The 13,894-nt window shown below is 66.6% G+C and carries 11 protein-coding genes; 8 read left to right on the plus strand and 3 right to left on the minus strand.

Annotated elements, in window-relative coordinates; translation table 11 throughout:
• The first annotated feature begins 3 nt into the window (after positions 1 to 3).
• The 3 genes from AZ34_RS02790 to AZ34_RS02800 are packed head-to-tail and all read left to right on the plus strand — an operon-like array spanning position 4 to position 2,169.
• Positions 4 to 294 carry a 2TM domain-containing protein gene (locus tag AZ34_RS02790; RefSeq protein ID WP_035604572.1) on the plus strand — a complete coding sequence of 97 codons (291 nt, stop codon included), beginning with the start codon at positions 4 to 6 and terminating at the stop codon, positions 292 to 294.
• Positions 291 to 1,346, plus strand: coding sequence for a sensor histidine kinase (locus AZ34_RS02795; protein ID WP_035604579.1), 1,056 nt, complete (start codon positions 291 to 293; stop codon positions 1,344 to 1,346). The genes AZ34_RS02790 and AZ34_RS02795 overlap by 4 nt, the downstream gene beginning before the upstream one ends.
• 16 nt (positions 1,347 to 1,362) lie before the next feature.
• Positions 1,363 to 2,169, plus strand: a complete 807-nt coding sequence (locus AZ34_RS02800) for a LytR/AlgR family response regulator transcription factor (protein ID WP_035604582.1) — start codon at positions 1,363 to 1,365, stop codon at positions 2,167 to 2,169.
• A gap of 52 nt (positions 2,170 to 2,221) precedes the next feature.
• Here the strand turns inward: AZ34_RS02800 and AZ34_RS02805 are convergent, their stop codons facing one another.
• From AZ34_RS02805 to xdhA, 3 genes are all read right to left on the minus strand, one after another.
• The gene (locus AZ34_RS02805; RefSeq protein ID WP_035604584.1) at positions 2,222 to 3,637 is read right to left on the minus strand and encodes a twin-arginine translocation pathway signal; all 1,416 of its coding nucleotides are present in this window, start codon (positions 3,635 to 3,637) and stop codon (positions 2,222 to 2,224) included.
• A gap of 156 nt (positions 3,638 to 3,793) precedes the next feature.
• The gene (gene xdhB / locus AZ34_RS02810) at positions 3,794 to 6,232 is read right to left on the minus strand and encodes a xanthine dehydrogenase molybdopterin binding subunit (protein ID WP_035604587.1); all 2,439 of its coding nucleotides are present in this window, start codon (positions 6,230 to 6,232) and stop codon (positions 3,794 to 3,796) included.
• Complete coding sequence (gene xdhA, locus AZ34_RS02815; protein ID WP_035604589.1) at positions 6,229 to 7,737, minus strand: xanthine dehydrogenase small subunit; 1,509 nt, start codon at positions 7,735 to 7,737, stop codon at positions 6,229 to 6,231. Before xdhA ends, xdhB begins: the two co-directional genes overlap by 4 nt.
• 109 nt (positions 7,738 to 7,846) lie before the next feature.
• Between xdhA and AZ34_RS02820 the strand changes: the two genes are divergently transcribed.
• The 5 genes from AZ34_RS02820 (at position 7,847) to AZ34_RS02840 (ending at position 13,834) form a co-directional block, all read left to right on the plus strand.
• Entirely contained in the window at positions 7,847 to 9,421 is a 1,575-nt protein-coding gene (locus AZ34_RS02820; protein ID WP_051509480.1) for an ABC transporter ATP-binding protein, read from the plus strand.
• 21 nt (positions 9,422 to 9,442) lie between these two features.
• Entirely contained in the window at positions 9,443 to 10,603 is a 1,161-nt protein-coding gene (locus tag AZ34_RS02825) for an ABC transporter permease (RefSeq protein WP_051509481.1), read from the plus strand.
• Entirely contained in the window at positions 10,600 to 11,520 is a 921-nt protein-coding gene (locus AZ34_RS02830) for an ABC transporter permease (protein ID WP_035604594.1), read from the plus strand. Before AZ34_RS02825 ends, AZ34_RS02830 begins: the two co-directional genes overlap by 4 nt.
• 134 nt (positions 11,521 to 11,654) lie before the next feature.
• Positions 11,655 to 12,740: a BMP family ABC transporter substrate-binding protein gene (locus tag AZ34_RS02835; protein ID WP_035604596.1), complete on the plus strand. Its 1,086-nt coding sequence runs from the start codon at positions 11,655 to 11,657 to the stop codon at positions 12,738 to 12,740.
• A gap of 83 nt (positions 12,741 to 12,823) precedes the next feature.
• Positions 12,824 to 13,834, plus strand: a complete 1,011-nt coding sequence (locus AZ34_RS02840; protein ID WP_035604599.1) for an aromatic ring-hydroxylating oxygenase subunit alpha — start codon at positions 12,824 to 12,826, stop codon at positions 13,832 to 13,834.
• Positions 13,835 to 13,894 lie beyond the last annotated feature (60 nt).

Raw genomic sequence — 13,894 nt, forward strand, 5'->3', positions numbered from 1 at the left:
ACGATGGCTACCCCTCTCAGCCCCGAACAGATCGAACGACTCGCCCGCCGCCGCGCGGGCGCCAAGCTGGGCTGGTACGTCCATGCCGGCGTGTACCTGCTGTTCAACGGGGCTTTTTTTGTCCTCTCAGAGTTCGGCGTGGGCCACCGGCATTGGAGCGTCTACCCAGCGCTGGGCTGGGGACTGGGCGTGGTGCTGCATGGCATCGCGGTCTTTGTCCTGGGTCCTGGCAGCGGCGTGCGTGAGCGCCTGATCGAACGCGAGCGCGAACGTCTGCGGCGTACCCAGCGATGAGGATCGATCCCGTCGCGAAGCTGCGGCACTTGTTGCAGGTGCTGGCCTTCTGCTTGGCGATCGCGACCATCCAGTACGCCTTTTTGCCGGAGCGCAGCTATGGCGTGCTGTTGGTCTACTCTCTGTGCATCGGGCTGATCACCTGGGCTTGCATCGACTTTCCGCGCCATCTCCTGCCTTCAGCGGCTGAGACCGGCTGGCCCCGGGGGCTGGAGGGCGTGGTGTTGATGGGCGTGGGCATCGCGATCGGCTATTTCGTCGGCACGGCGCTGGGGGACACGCTGTGCAGAACGCTAGGGCTGCACGGCGGCCCACGGCCGGACCCGGTGGCGCAGGCGCGCCAATCGGTGCTGATCACCGCGCTGGCGGGCATCGCCGGCAGCTATTACTTCTTGAGCGCGGCGCGGCGCAGCCATCTTGAGCGCAAGATGAACGAGGCGCAGCGCCATGCTGACGAGGCTCGTCTGAAGCTGCTGGAAACGCAACTCGAGCCGCACATGCTGTTCAACACCTTGGCCAATCTGCACGCGCTGATCGCGCTGGACCCGCCTCGCGCGCAGCAGATGCTGGACCACATGATCGCCTACCTGCGCGCGACGCTGGACGCGTCGCGCACCACCACGCATTCGCTGCAAACCGAATTTGACCGGCTCCGTGATTACCTGGCCTTGATGGCGATCCGCATGGGACCACGCCTGGCCTACGAATTGGACATGCCCCCGGAGCTGGCGAAGCAGGCCGTGCCGCCTCTGTTGTTGCAGCCCATCGTGGAAAACAGCATCCGGCACGGGCTGGAGCCCCAGGTGCAAGGCGGCCGCATCGAGGTGCAAGCGCGTCGTGACGGCACGCGGCTGGTGCTGGAAGTCCGTGACAGTGGCGTGGGTCAGGCGGTGGCTGAATCTGGCGGCGCGGACCGAGGCCTTGGTGGCTTTGGCCTCGCGCAAGTGCGCCAGCGCCTGGCCACGCTGTACGGTGATGCTGCCAGCTATCAATTTGAGAGCGCACCCGGCGCGGGCGCGCGCACCTGCATCACCTTGCCGCTGAGTGCATGAATTCGCACGAGATCCCATGAGCACGCCGACCGCCTTGATCGCCGAAGACGAGCCCCTGCTGGCCCAAGCACTGCAGGCCGAACTGGCGCGTGCCTGGCCAGAACTGGCCATCGTTGCCACTGTGGGCGATGGCGCGGCGGCGGTGGAAGCCGCTTTGAGACACCGACCCGATGTGTTGTTCTTCGACATCCGCATGCCGGGCCTGGGCGGTTTGGATGCCGCGGTCGACCTGGCGGACGCCTGGCCGCGCGAGCTGCCATTTCCCGCCCTGGTGTTCGTCACCGCCTATGACCAGTACGCCGTGCAGGCCTTCGAGGCCCAGGCCGTTGACTACGTGCTCAAGCCCGTGCAGCCCGCGCGCCTGCAAAAGACCGTGGAAAAGCTGCGCGAGCTGCTGACGCGTCACGCCGCGCCCGCGATGGACCGCACTCTGGCGCAGCTGCGCAGCCTGCTTGCCCTGAACGCTGCCGCGCCTGATGCGACGGCCCAGGCCTCGTCGCCGCTGAAGGTGATCCAGGCCAGCGTGGGCAACACCTTGCGTCTGGTGCCGATGGAGGACGTCCTCTACTTCGAGGCCGCCGACAAGTACCTGCGGGTCGTGACGGCCGATCACGAGGTCTTGCTGCGCACGCCCTTGAAGGAATTGCTCCCGCAGCTGGAACCGTCCGTCTTCTGGCAAGTGCACCGGGGCACCGTGGTGCGCGCCACCGCGATCGAGAGCGTGCTTCGCGACGAGGCGGGCAAGCTGTCCCTGGCCTTGAAGGCGAGACCGGAAAAATTGCCGGTCAGCCGTCTCTACGCGCATTTGTTCAAGGCCATGTGAGCGCGAACCGCTTGGAGTGTGCCTTCTCGGAGCCCGCTAGGCCTTCGATCATTCAGTAGCTCAGTTCCAGCACCGACACATGGCCCGCCGCCGCAGGCCAGACGCGGCCTGCCAGCCGTTCACCGTTGAACTCAGCCGTGATCGCGCGGTCGGCCGCGCTGTCCAGGCGCAAGCGTGAACTCGACACGCCCGCGCCTGCAGGCGGCACGCCGGGCGGCGGCGTCCTGCCATCGAAGCGCACGGTGTCGCGCCGGGCGTCGAAGTAACCGCGCGGGCGCGTGAAGATGACCAGGGCCTGGGCCTCTTTGTCGGCGGCGGCCGTCACGCGTTCGGGGCGCAGGTTGACGATGCCGCTGGAGCGGGGGAAGGGGCTACGGTAGATGTGGGTGGTCGCGTAACCCGTGGCCTTGAGCTCGAACTCATGGGCCACGCCCGCGCGAGGGTTGAACGGACCCCAGCGTCCGTCGGGTCCAGTCTTGTGCGTGTACACCGGCGCGCCCAGGCGTTGGCCGGTGGTCGCCTCGGTTTCGTAGATGGTCAGCTCAGCGCCCGCGAGCGGCAGGTTGTTCACATAGTCCCCACTGGCGGGGTCGTTGGGGTTCAGGCCCAGACCGGAGACGGTACCGCTCAATACCACCCGCGCCTCGGGAACGATGTCCGCCTCGGGCGCACGGCCGGTCAGGAACTGGAACGCCGCCGCGAACGCCGTGGGCGCGAACGAGGTTTCGCGATGGTCCAAGCCCGCGATGACCACGTTGCGCGCGCCTTTGAGTTCGGGGCCGTCGTAGCCCACGTTCGTCGGCGTGCCCTTGGCGCCGATCCAAACGCCGTCCGGTTGCGCGTACTTGTCGTTGTTGTCGCTGCGCACGGTCATCCAGCGCACCGGGCCGGTGACCTCATCGCCGGTGGCGTTCTTGGGCGCGTTCAGTCCAGTCAGAAAGGCGCCGGTGCCCGAGAACTCGCTGCCTTCGTTGTAGCCCTTGATGGCCCAGACCCCGTGGTTGGGCGTGCCGCCCAGGATGGCGTGCGAGACAGTGGCCGCACCGCCGCCGTTCTGGATGTAGTTGCGGATGGCGTAACCGCCGCGCGAGTTGCCCATCAGCACCACCTGCGAGGCACCCGTGGCGCGCAGCACCCGCTCGACTTCAGCCTTCAGGTAGGCCATGTGCTCGGCGGTGCCGCTGCGGCCCGGCTGCGCCTTGGTGTCGTTGTCACGCGCCAGCGGGTAAGGCAGCTCGATGACATGCAGGCGCTCGCGCGGCCAGCCATTGGATTCAAAGCGCCAGAGCGTGGTCAGCCACAGCGCGGCGCTGTCGCCGTTGCCGTGCACGAAGACGATGGGCGGGTAGGTCGCGGAAGAATCGGACATGGAAGATGAGTCGCTCGGCGCGGCGCAGCCGGCCAACAGGCTCAGGGCCGTGGTCAGCATGAGGGCCGCGGCGGTCGCGGCACGGCGTGTGAACAGCATGGGACGCTCCTGGTAACGAGGCGGGTCCGCGATGGTAAGCGCCGCATTTGACCGCTGGATGTCGCGCAGTGGACGAGTCTCATCAGGTGTTTGTCCCAGGTCCGCCTTGCGCCCGTTCGCGTTAGCAATTGGAATTGGCGGGACGCGAGGGGCCGCTCAGGCTCGCAGTGCCCTGAACACGCGCTCGGGCGTCGCAGGGGCATCGATGAGAACTGGGGCGTTCTTGCCTGAGCGGGCCGTGTCGCCGTCGGGTCGGGTGGTGGGTTGGCTCCGTGACGCATGCCGCCCCGCCGCGATCGCATCGCGTATCGCTTCCCACACGCTGACGGCGAGCATGAAGGGGGGTTCGCCCACGGCCTTGCTGCCGTGCACGTTGTCCTCGCGGTTGGCCTCGGGCCAGAAGTCCACGCGCCAACGTGGCGGCAAATCCCCTGTCGCGGGGATCTTGTACGTGCTGGGCGCATGTGTGGCGAGTTTCCCCTGGCCGTCCCACACCAGCTCCTCGCTGGTGAGCCAGCCCATGCCTTGGATGAAGCCGCCTTCCACCTGCCCCAGGTCAATGGCCGGGTTGATGCTGCGGCCCACGTCGTGCAGGATGTCCACCGCCAGCACGCGTGTCTCGCCCGTGTGCGTGTCGATGGCGACCTCGCTGCACGCCGCGCCGTAAGCGAAGTAATAAAAGGGTCGGCCGGTCAGCGTGGTTTTGTCGTAGTGAATCTTGGGCGTGCGATAGAAACCATCGCTCCAGAGTTGGATGCGGTTGGCGTAAGCCGCCTTCACCACCTCACGGAAGTCGCGCATGGAGGGTTGGCCGTCTCGGCCTGGGCCCAAGACTTGGCCACCGACGAAACGGATTTCACCCGCGCCGCAATGGTCCAGTCCGGCGACGAAGGCCGCCAGGTTGTCGCGCACGCTGCGCGCGGCGAACTGCGCGGCGCGGCCGTTGAGGTCGGTTCCGCTGGACGCCGCCGTGGCGCTGGCGTTGGGCACGCGCGCGGTGTCACTGGCCGAGAGTCGCACCCAGTCGTTCGGCACGCCCAGTTCGTCGGCCACGATCTGGCCAATCTTGGTGTGCAGGCCTTGGCCCATCTCGGTGCCGCCGTGGTTGACCAGCACGCTGCCATCGGCGTAGACATGTACCAGAGCGCCGGCCTGGTTGAAAAGCGTGGCGGTGAAGCTGATGCCGAACTTCACCGGCGTAAGGGCCAGGCCTTTCTTGATCACCGCATGCGTGCGGTTCCAGGCAGCGATCTCGGCGCGGCGCTCGCGGTAGCGTGCGGTCTTTTCAAGCTCGCCCATCAAGGGCTGCAAGATGTTGTCCTCCACGCGCATCTGGTAGTGCGTGGTGTCGCGGCGCTTCACGGGCTCGGCAGCGTTGCGCGGCGGGATGACTTCGTCGCTGTACAGATTGCGCAGCCGCACGTCCAGCGCATCCTGTCCGAGGTGGCGCGCGATGTCGCCCAGGATGGTTTCGATGGCGATCACGCCTTGTGGCCCGCCAAAGCCTCGGAAAGCCGTGTGGCTCTGCGTGTTTGTCTTGCAGCGGTAGCTGCGGATGCTCACGTCACTGAGGTAATAAGCGTTGTCGCTGTGAAAGATGGCGCGGTCGGCCACGGGGCCGGACAGGTCGGCGGAGAAGCCGCAGTTCACCAGCATGATCAGCCGCAGCGCTGTGAGCCGGCCGGTGCCGTCGAAGCCAGCCTCGTAGTCGTAGGCGAAGGGATGGCGCTTGCCCGTGACCATGAAATCATCGTCGCGGTCCAGCCGCAGCTTCACCGGCGCGCCCGTCTTGCGCGACGCCAGCGCGGCCCAGACCGCCAGATGCCCGGCCTGCGTTTCCTTGCCGCCAAAGCCGCCGCCCATGCGGCGGCAGACCACCTGCACATCGTGCCCGTCGAGGCCCAGCGCGTGCGCCACCCAGTGCTGCACTTCGCCCGGATGCTGGCTGCTGCTGTGGATCAGCCATTGCCTGTGGCCGCGCTCGCCTTCTTGCGGCTGGGCGTAGGCGATCTGGCCTTCGAGGTAGAAATGCTCCTGGCCACCGACCTCGAAGCTGCCGCTCAGGCGGTGCTCGGCCAGGGCCAGGGCCTCGTCGGGTGCGCCGCGCTGCACGGTCACCGGTGGCAGCACATAACTTTGATTCGCGTGCGCGGTGCGCGCGTCCAGCACGGCGGGCAGGGCGTCGATGTCCTTGGCCAATTGCCGCTGCAGGGCGCACGCAGCGCGGCGCGCCTGCATCACGGTGCGGGCCACCACCAGACCCACAACCTGGCCAACGTGTTGCACGGTGTCGATGGCGAAAATCGGTTCGTCGTGCGCAGGCGTCGCGAGGTATCGGTCGCCGGGGATGTCCGCCGCCAGCACCACGTCGACCACGCCGGGCATGGCCAACGCGAGCTGGGCGTCGATGCCGTGCAGACGCCCATGCGCGATGGGCGACAGGATGGGCGCCGCGTGCAGCGTGCCGCGCAGTTCGGGCAGGTCGTCGATGTAGGGCGCCAGACCTTGCACCTGCAGGCGCGCGCTTTCGTGGGGCAAGGACTGGCCGCTGGCGTTGGCCCTGAGTGGAAGATTCGCGGTGTCGTTGGCACTCATGACAGATCCTCCAGGCGCACAGGCTCGTCACCCTCGAGTTCTTCCCAGTAGCGCAAAGGCAGTTGCGTCAGCAGACCGCGCCGGTAATCGGCGCTGGCGCGCATATCGGTAATGGGCGCGAACTCCCGGGCCAGCACCTTGGAGGCTTGTTCCAGGCTGGCCCGCGTCCAGGGGCGGCCTTCCAGGGCGGCTTCCGTCTGGAAAGCGCGCGCGGGTGTTGCCGCCACTCCGCCCGCGCCAATGCGGGCCTGTGTGATGAGGCCGTTCTGCACTTGCAGGTTCAGGGCCAGGCAGACGGCGGAAATGTCGTCGTCTTGGCGTTTCGACACTTTGTAGACCCTGAGCTTCTCGGTGTTGAGGGGCAAAGGCACCTTGATCCAGGCCAGCAATTCGTCGGCCGCGAGTTGGTTTTTGCGGTAGCCGGTGTAAAAGCTCTCCAGCGGCAGTTCGCGGGACACGATGTGGCCCTTGCGCGCAGCCATCAGAACGACGCTGGCGCCCAGAGAGATCAGCAGGGGCATGGAGTCGCCGATGGGCGAGCCGTTGGCGACGTTGCCGCCCAGGGTGCCCGAGTTGCGCACGGGCAGGCCGGCGAAACGCTCGGCGAACTTGCGCAGTTGCGGCCGGTCGGCCTCCAGCGCGGCGTAGGCGTCCTGCAGCGGCACGGCCGCGCCGATGGCGATGTGCTGGGGATAACGCTCGATGCGCCGCAGCTCGGCGGCGCGTGTCACGTCCAGAACCTGGTCGAACTGCCGGTACTGCTTCGTCACCCACAAGCCCACGTCCGTCGTGCCCGCGACGATCTGCGCCTGGGGAAACGCGGCGCGCGCGGCCAGCAACTCGGCCAGCGTGGCGGGGGCGAGGTAGCTCGGATTCGTTTCAGGCGTCAAGGTGCGCAACTGCCGCAACACCGCCGCTTCGTCCACCTGCACGCGCGGCAAGTCGGCCATGTGCTGCGCCGCATCGAGGATGGGGCGGTAGCCCGTGCAGCGACAGAGGTTGCCCGACAGATCAGCCTGGGCGGTCGAGCGATCCATCGCCTTGCCCTTGAGCACCTTGCCTTGGTACATGCCGAACAGGCTCATCACGAAACCCGGCGTGCAGAAACCGCACTGGCTGCCATGGCAGTCCACCATGGCCTGCTGGCAGGGGTGCAAGGCGGGACGCTCCTGCCCAGGTGCCGGAGTGGCGTTGAGGTGCGACGGACCCGTGGTCGCAACCGGCACCATGCCGGTCGTCAAATCGTCGGCGGTCCAGACCGCTTGGCCTTGCACCGAATGCGCCAGGCGAATGCAGCTGTTGATGGCACGGTAGCGCAGCTTGCCGTTTTCGGCCTCACCCAGCACCACGGTGCAGGCCCCGCAGTCGCCTTCGCCGCAGCCTTCCTTGACGGCTGTGCACTGCAGGTCCTCGCGCAGGACTTCCAGCAAGGTGCGGCTAGGGGGTATGTCGCCCAGGCGGACGATCTCGCCGCGATGGACGAACTGCAAAACGGGATGTTTCATGGCGGGCGAGCGATGCAAGCCTCGTACCATACCAGCCTTCCCGGGCCTTGCGTGGCGCGCCGCTGTCCTTCTGTGGGGGTCTGAATTGGCACAGTTATCGCTTAAGCTAATGCCTCTTTTGCACGACGCCATGCCCCTGCCGCCACCGCCCCGCCTTGAACTCTTAGGCATCACCAAGCGCTACCCGGCCGTGGTGGCCAACGACGGCGTTTCGCTGACCGTGCAGCCCGGTGAAATCCATGCCCTGCTGGGCGAGAACGGCGCGGGCAAGTCCACGCTGATGAAGATCGTCTATGGCGCGGTGCAGGCCGACGAGGGCGAGGTCCGCTACAACGGCCAGCCGGTGCGCATCCGCAATCCGCAGGAGGCGCGCGCCCTGGGCATCAGCATGGTGTTCCAGCACTTCAGCCTGTTCGACACGCTGAGCGTGGCGGAAAACGTGTGGATCGGCCTGGACCAGCGCCAAACCTTGGCCGAGGTGACGGCCCGTATCCGCGAGAAGGCGGCCGAATATGGGCTCGAGATCGACCCGCAGCGCCCGGTGCACACACTCTCGGTGGGCGAGATGCAGCGGGTGGAGATCATCCGAGCGCTGCTGGGCGAACCGCAGCTGCTGATCCTGGACGAGCCGACTTCGGTACTGACGCCCCAGGCGGTGGAGCGGCTCTTTGTCGTGTTGCGCCAGCTCTCGGCGCAGGGTTGCAGCATCCTCTACATCAGCCACAAGCTGCACGAAATTCGCGCCCTGTGCACCGCCTGCACGGTGCTGCGCGGGGGCAAGGTCACGGGCGTGTGTGATCCTCGTCAAGAGAGCAATGCCTCGCTGAGTCGCATGATGATCGGCGCGGAGCCGCCCGCACTCGAACATAAAGCGCGCGCTGCGGGCGATGTGGTGCTGCGCGTGCAGGGCCTGAGTCTGCCGCGCGAAGACCAATTCGGTGTTGACCTGGACGGCGTGGGTTTCGAGCTGCGCGCGGGCGAAGTGCTGGGCATCGCGGGTGTGTCGGGCAACGGACAAAAGGAACTGCTGTACGCGCTGTCGGGCGAAGACCGCCGCGCCGTGCCGCACGCCATTCAAATCTTTGGCCACGCCGCGGGAGCCTTGGGGCCCGACCGGCGGCGCGCGCTGGGCTTGCATTTCGTGCCCGAAGAACGCTTGGGACGCGGCGCGGTACCCGTGCTCAGCTTGGCGGACAACCTGCCGCTCACCCGTCGCGAACACGTCAAAGGGGGGTGGTTGCGCCATGGCGCGTTGCGCGCTCAGGCCGCCTCGGTGATCGCGCGCTTCAAGGTGAAGGCGGGCGGGCCGCATGGCGGAGCGGGGGCTGCCGCCAAGTCCTTGTCGGGCGGCAATTTGCAGAAATTCATTGTCGGGCGCGAGATCGACGCGGCTCCGAAGCTGCTCATCGTGTCGCAACCGACTTGGGGCGTGGACGTGGGCGCGGCGGCGCAGATCCGTGCCGAGCTGCTGGCCTTGCGCGACGCGGGTTGCGCGGTCTTGGTCGTCAGCGAGGAATTGGACGAGCTGTTCGAGATTTGCGACCGCCTGGTCGTCATCGCGCAAGGCCGCCTGAGCCCCAGCCTGCCGACCGCGCAGGCCACGCCGGAGCAGATCGGTGAATGGATGTCGGGGCTGTGGCCGAAGTCGGTCGGCCAGGAAAAGGAAAAACATGGTTCGGTGTGATCCCCGCAACGAGGTCGGCGCATGCTGAGGCTCGAACCCCGTCCCCAGCCTTCCCAGTGGATGGCCTGGGTTTCGCCCCTGTTGGCCTTGGTTCTGACCGTGCTGTTGGCCAGCCTGCTCTTCATCGCACTCGACAAGGACCCGCTGGCTGGCTTGGCGGTGTTTTTCGTCGAGCCGCTGCGCGGCCTGCGGCCGATTTCTGAGTTGCTGCTCAAGGCCACGCCCCTGATGCTCTGCGCCCTGGGCCTGGCCGCCTGCTACCGGGCCAACATCTGGAACATTGGTGCCGAGGGGCAGTTCCTGCTGGGCACCATCACGGGTGGCGGCGTGGCGCTCTGGTTGACCATGCACAACCTGGACAGCCAAACCCTGATGCCCTTCCAGTCGCCCGAACCGCTGGGGCCGCGTGGCTTGTACGCGCCGGTGGTGCTGCTGGCGGGTGCCCTGGGCGGCGCGCTTTGGGCGGCCATCGTCGCCTGGTTGCGCGACAAGTTCAACGCCAATGAAATCCTGGTCAGCCTGATGCTCGTCTACGTGGCGCAGCAACTGCTGAACTACCTGGTCTTCGGTCCCTGGAAGGACCCGCAAGGCTACAACTTCCCGCAGACCAAGACCTTCGACATCTCGACCTGGATGCCCGTGCTGCTGCCCCCCACGCGCCTGCACTGGGGCATCGTCGTGGCGTTGGTGGCCGTGGTCGGGTTTTGGCTTTTCCTGTCCAAGTCCTGGCGCGGCTACCAGTTGCAGGTGGGTGGCTTGGCCCCCGCCGCGGCGCGCTACGCGGGTTTTTCCAGCCGCGGCACCTTGTGGACGGCCCTGCTGCTGTCCGGCGCCATGGCTGGCCTGGCTGGCGCCATGGAGGTTGCGGGGCCGGTGCGGCAGTTGACGCCGCACCTGTCCACGGGCTACGGTTTCGCGGCCATCATCGCCTGTTTCGTCGGGCGGCTGCACCCGGTGGGCATCGTGTTCTCCAGCTTGCTGCTGTCCATGCTGCTGATCGGCGGTGAGCTCTCGCAGTCGCGCCTGGGCCTGCCCAATGCGCTGACCAGCGTGTTCCAAGGTGCACTGCTCTTCCTGCTGCTGGCCTGCGACACCTTGATCAATTACCGCGTGCGCTGGTCCGTGCGTCGAGGGGGGGCGAAGAAAGAGGCGAATCACGAACCGCGCGGAGCACAGGCATGAACGAAACCGCATTGCTGATCGCAGCCGCCCTGGCATCGGGTACGCCCCTGGTGCTGGCGGGTCTGGGCCTGCTGCTGAATGAGAAAGCGGGTGTGCTCAACCTGGGCGCTGAAGGCATGATGTTGGTGGCCGCCATCGCCGGTTTCGCGGCCGCCTTTCACACCGGTGAGGCGGCCATGGGTTTCGTGGCAGGCGCGGCGGCAGGCGCAGGCATGGCGGCGGTGTTCGGTTTGTTGGTGATCTGGCTCAACACCAACCAGTACGCCACGGGGCTGGCGCTCAGCCTGTTCGGCACCGGCTTTTCCGCCTTCGTGGGTGTGAGCATGGTGGGCAAAAAATTGTCTGACCCGACGCCGAACGCGGTACCGCTGTTGGCGGACATTCCCTTTGTTGGCCCGGCCTTTTTCCAACTGCATCCCATGGTCTACGCGGCGATGGCGCTGGCAGCCGGGATGGCCTGGTTCCTCTACCGCAGTCGCACAGGCCTGGTGCTGCGTGCGGTGGGTGAATCGCCCGCCGCAGCGCATGCCCTGGGTTACCCGGTGCGGCGCATCCGTTTCGCGGCGGTATTGGTGGGGGGGGCGCTCTGCGGCCTGGCCGGGGCTTTTCTGTCGGTCATCTACGCACCGCTCTGGGTGCAGGGCTTGGTGGCGGGGCGGGGCTGGATCGCGCTGGCGCTGACCGCCTTTGCAACCTGGCGGCCGGCCCGCGTGCTGCTGGGGGCCTACCTCTTCGGTGGCGTGACCATGATGCAGTTCGCGCTGCAGAGCGCGGGGGTGCAGATCCCCAGTCAGTTGCTGGCCATGCTGCCCTATCTGGCCACCATCGTCGTGCTGGTGCTGATTTCGCGCAACCCGGTCTGGATACGCGTCAACATGCCCGCTTCCCTGGGCAAGCCCTTCCACCCGGGGGGATGATCAAGGACGCGCCACGCGCTGGCGCCTGCCCGCTGGTGACGCGCACTTCTGTTCGGCGCCCAGTCGCGCCATAATCCCGGCGTGGTTTTTGCTTGATTCCCTCATCCATTTTTTTCTCCTCAGAAGGAAGCACCATGAACAAACGTTCTCTCTTCAAGGCGGGTCTGGCTGCAGCTGTGCTGGCCGCAACCAGCCTGACGGCCTTTGCCGCCGAGCCGCTCAAGGCGGCGTGGGTCTATGTGGGCCCGGTGGGTGACGCGGGCTGGACGTTCGCGCACGACCTCGGGCGCAAGGAAGTCGAGAAGAAGTTCGGCGCCAAGGTCAAGACCACCTACGTCGAGAACGTGCCCGAGGGCGCCGACGCCGAGCGTGTGATCCGCGACCTGGCCGCCCAAGGCAACAAGATCATCTTCGCGACTTCCTTCGGTTTCATGGAACCCATGCTGCGCGTGGCCCAGGAATTCCCGGACGTGAAGTTCGAGCACGCCACCGGCTACAAGACGGCGCCCAATATGCGCATCTATGATGCCTCCTTCTACCAGGACACCTACATGGCCGGCATCATCGCCGGCAAGATGAGCAAGACCGGCACGCTGGGCTTCGTCGGCTCCTTCCCGATTCCCGAAGTGCTGCGCAACATCAACGCCTTCACCCTGGGCGCGCAGACGGTCAACCCCAACATCAAGGTCAAGGTGGTCTGGATCAACACCTGGTTCGATCCGCCGAAGGAAAGCGAAGCCGCCCAGAGCCTGATCAACGCGGGCGCCGACGTGCTGCTGCAGAACACCGATTCCTCCGCCGTGCTGCAGACCGCCGAGAAGAATGGCAAGTACGCCTTCGGCTGGGACAGCGACATGAGCGCCTTCGCCAAGAAGGCCCACCTGGGTTCGGCCATCGCCAACTGGGGCCCGTATTACGTCCGCGCCATCGATGAAGTGATGACTGGCAAATGGAAGACGGGCCGCACCATCCTGGGCGTGCCCGAAGGCGTGAACGACCTGATCAAGATCTCGCCCGAAGTTCCGGCGGCCACCAAGGCCCAGGTCGAGAAGGTCAAGAGCGGCCTGAAGTCGGGCAAGTTCGAAGTCTTCACCGGCCCCATCGTGACCAACGAGGGCAAGGAAGTGCTGGCCAAGGGCAAGATGGCCGACCAGGCTTGGAAGGACAGCGTGAACTTCTACGTCAAGGGCGTGGAAGGCAAGATTCCCTCGGGCAAATAACTGAGCGGTCGGCTTCAACCTTCCGTTTTCTCTGATCCTCTCTCGGGCAGCCAGCCAGCCTGGTTGCCCGTTTTTCTTTGAACATGATCGAACGCGCCTTTTTCCATCCCGTGGTTTTGTGCCGTGACGTGCACGAGCAGCCCGTGCCCGTGCGCCTGCTGGGCGAGGACCTGGTGCTCTGGCGCGACGCCAACGGGCAGGTTCGCGCCTTCACCGACCGTTGCCCCCATCGGGGCGCCGCCTTGTCCATGGGGCGGGTGGTGGAGGGCGTGCTCGAGTGCCCCTACCACGGCTGGCGCTTCGAGGCGCAAGGCCGCTGCGTCGCGATCCCGGCCGTGCCGGAGTTCGCGCCGCCCGAGGGGCACCGGGCCTGCGCGCACCAGGTGCGCGAGGCGTATGGCCTGGTCTGGGTCTGTCTGAGTCCGGCGGAAGCGACCACGCAGGCCCAAGTACCGGTGCCGCTGCCGGCCTTCGCCGCGGAGGACGACGCAAACCTGCGCAAGGTCACGTCCGGTCCGTATGACGTGCAGGCCAGCGCGCCGCGCATCGTCGAGAACTTCCTGGACATGTCGCACTTCGGCTTCGTCCACACCGGCTGGCTGGGTGCGCGCGACCACACGGCCATGCAGCCCTACAAGGTCGAGAAGACGCCCACGGGCATCTTCGTGTCCGATTGCTTCGCCTGGCAGCCCCAGTCCAGCGTGCATGCCCAGGGCGGCGCCATGGTGGAGTACACCTACGAGGTCGCCGGACCCTACCACTGCGCGCTGACCAAGGTACCCGAGGCTTCGGCGGTGAAGCTGGCCAACTTTCGCGAGTCCATCGCGCTGTTTGTCTGCCCGGTCGAGCCCGAGCGCAGCCGCGTCTGGATCCGCATGGCGATGAACCACAGCGAGGACCCGGACCAGAAGCTGATCGATTTCCAGAACACCATCTTCGGGCAAGACCAGCCCGTGCTCGAATCCCAGCGACCCAAGCTATTGCCCATCAGCGAGCAGGCGCCCGTGAAGGAAGTGCACAGCGCGGCCGACCTGGCCTCGTCCCACTACCGCCGTTACCTGCGCGAGCTGGGTGTGCGCTTCGGGACTTGCTGATGCAAGGACCGCGCGCGGGTGTTCCTGCGCTGTCTAAGCCTCAGCCCACTTTCAGGAGCC

Origin of the sequence: Hylemonella gracilis str. Niagara R (genome assembly GCF_000600295.1) — a bacterium.
GTDB classification, from domain to species: Bacteria; Pseudomonadota; Gammaproteobacteria; order Burkholderiales; family Burkholderiaceae_C; genus Hylemonella; species Hylemonella gracilis_A.

What these genes read in the sequence shown, in the direction of transcription:
- AZ34_RS02835 (WP_035604596.1), top strand. Translation starts at nt 11,655, where the DNA reads ATGAACAAACGTTCTCTCTTCAAGGCGGGTCTGGCTGCAGCTGTGCTG.
- AZ34_RS02825 (WP_051509481.1), top strand. Translation starts at nt 9,443, where the DNA reads ATGCTGAGGCTCGAACCCCGTCCCCAGCCTTCCCAGTGGATGGCCTGG.
- AZ34_RS02805 (WP_035604584.1), bottom strand. Translation starts at nt 3,637, where the DNA reads ATGCTGTTCACACGCCGTGCCGCGACCGCCGCGGCCCTCATGCTGACC.
- xdhB (WP_035604587.1), bottom strand. Translation starts at nt 6,232, where the DNA reads ATGAGTGCCAACGACACCGCGAATCTTCCACTCAGGGCCAACGCCAGC.
- AZ34_RS02790 (WP_035604572.1), top strand. Translation starts at nt 4, where the DNA reads ATGGCTACCCCTCTCAGCCCCGAACAGATCGAACGACTCGCCCGCCGC.
- AZ34_RS02800 (WP_035604582.1), top strand. Translation starts at nt 1,363, where the DNA reads ATGAGCACGCCGACCGCCTTGATCGCCGAAGACGAGCCCCTGCTGGCC.
- AZ34_RS02840 (WP_035604599.1), top strand. Translation starts at nt 12,824, where the DNA reads ATGATCGAACGCGCCTTTTTCCATCCCGTGGTTTTGTGCCGTGACGTG.
- AZ34_RS02795 (WP_035604579.1), top strand. Translation starts at nt 291, where the DNA reads ATGAGGATCGATCCCGTCGCGAAGCTGCGGCACTTGTTGCAGGTGCTG.
- xdhA (WP_035604589.1), bottom strand. Translation starts at nt 7,737, where the DNA reads ATGAAACATCCCGTTTTGCAGTTCGTCCATCGCGGCGAGATCGTCCGC.
- AZ34_RS02830 (WP_035604594.1), top strand. Translation starts at nt 10,600, where the DNA reads ATGAACGAAACCGCATTGCTGATCGCAGCCGCCCTGGCATCGGGTACG.
- AZ34_RS02820 (WP_051509480.1), top strand. Translation starts at nt 7,847, where the DNA reads ATGCCTCTTTTGCACGACGCCATGCCCCTGCCGCCACCGCCCCGCCTT.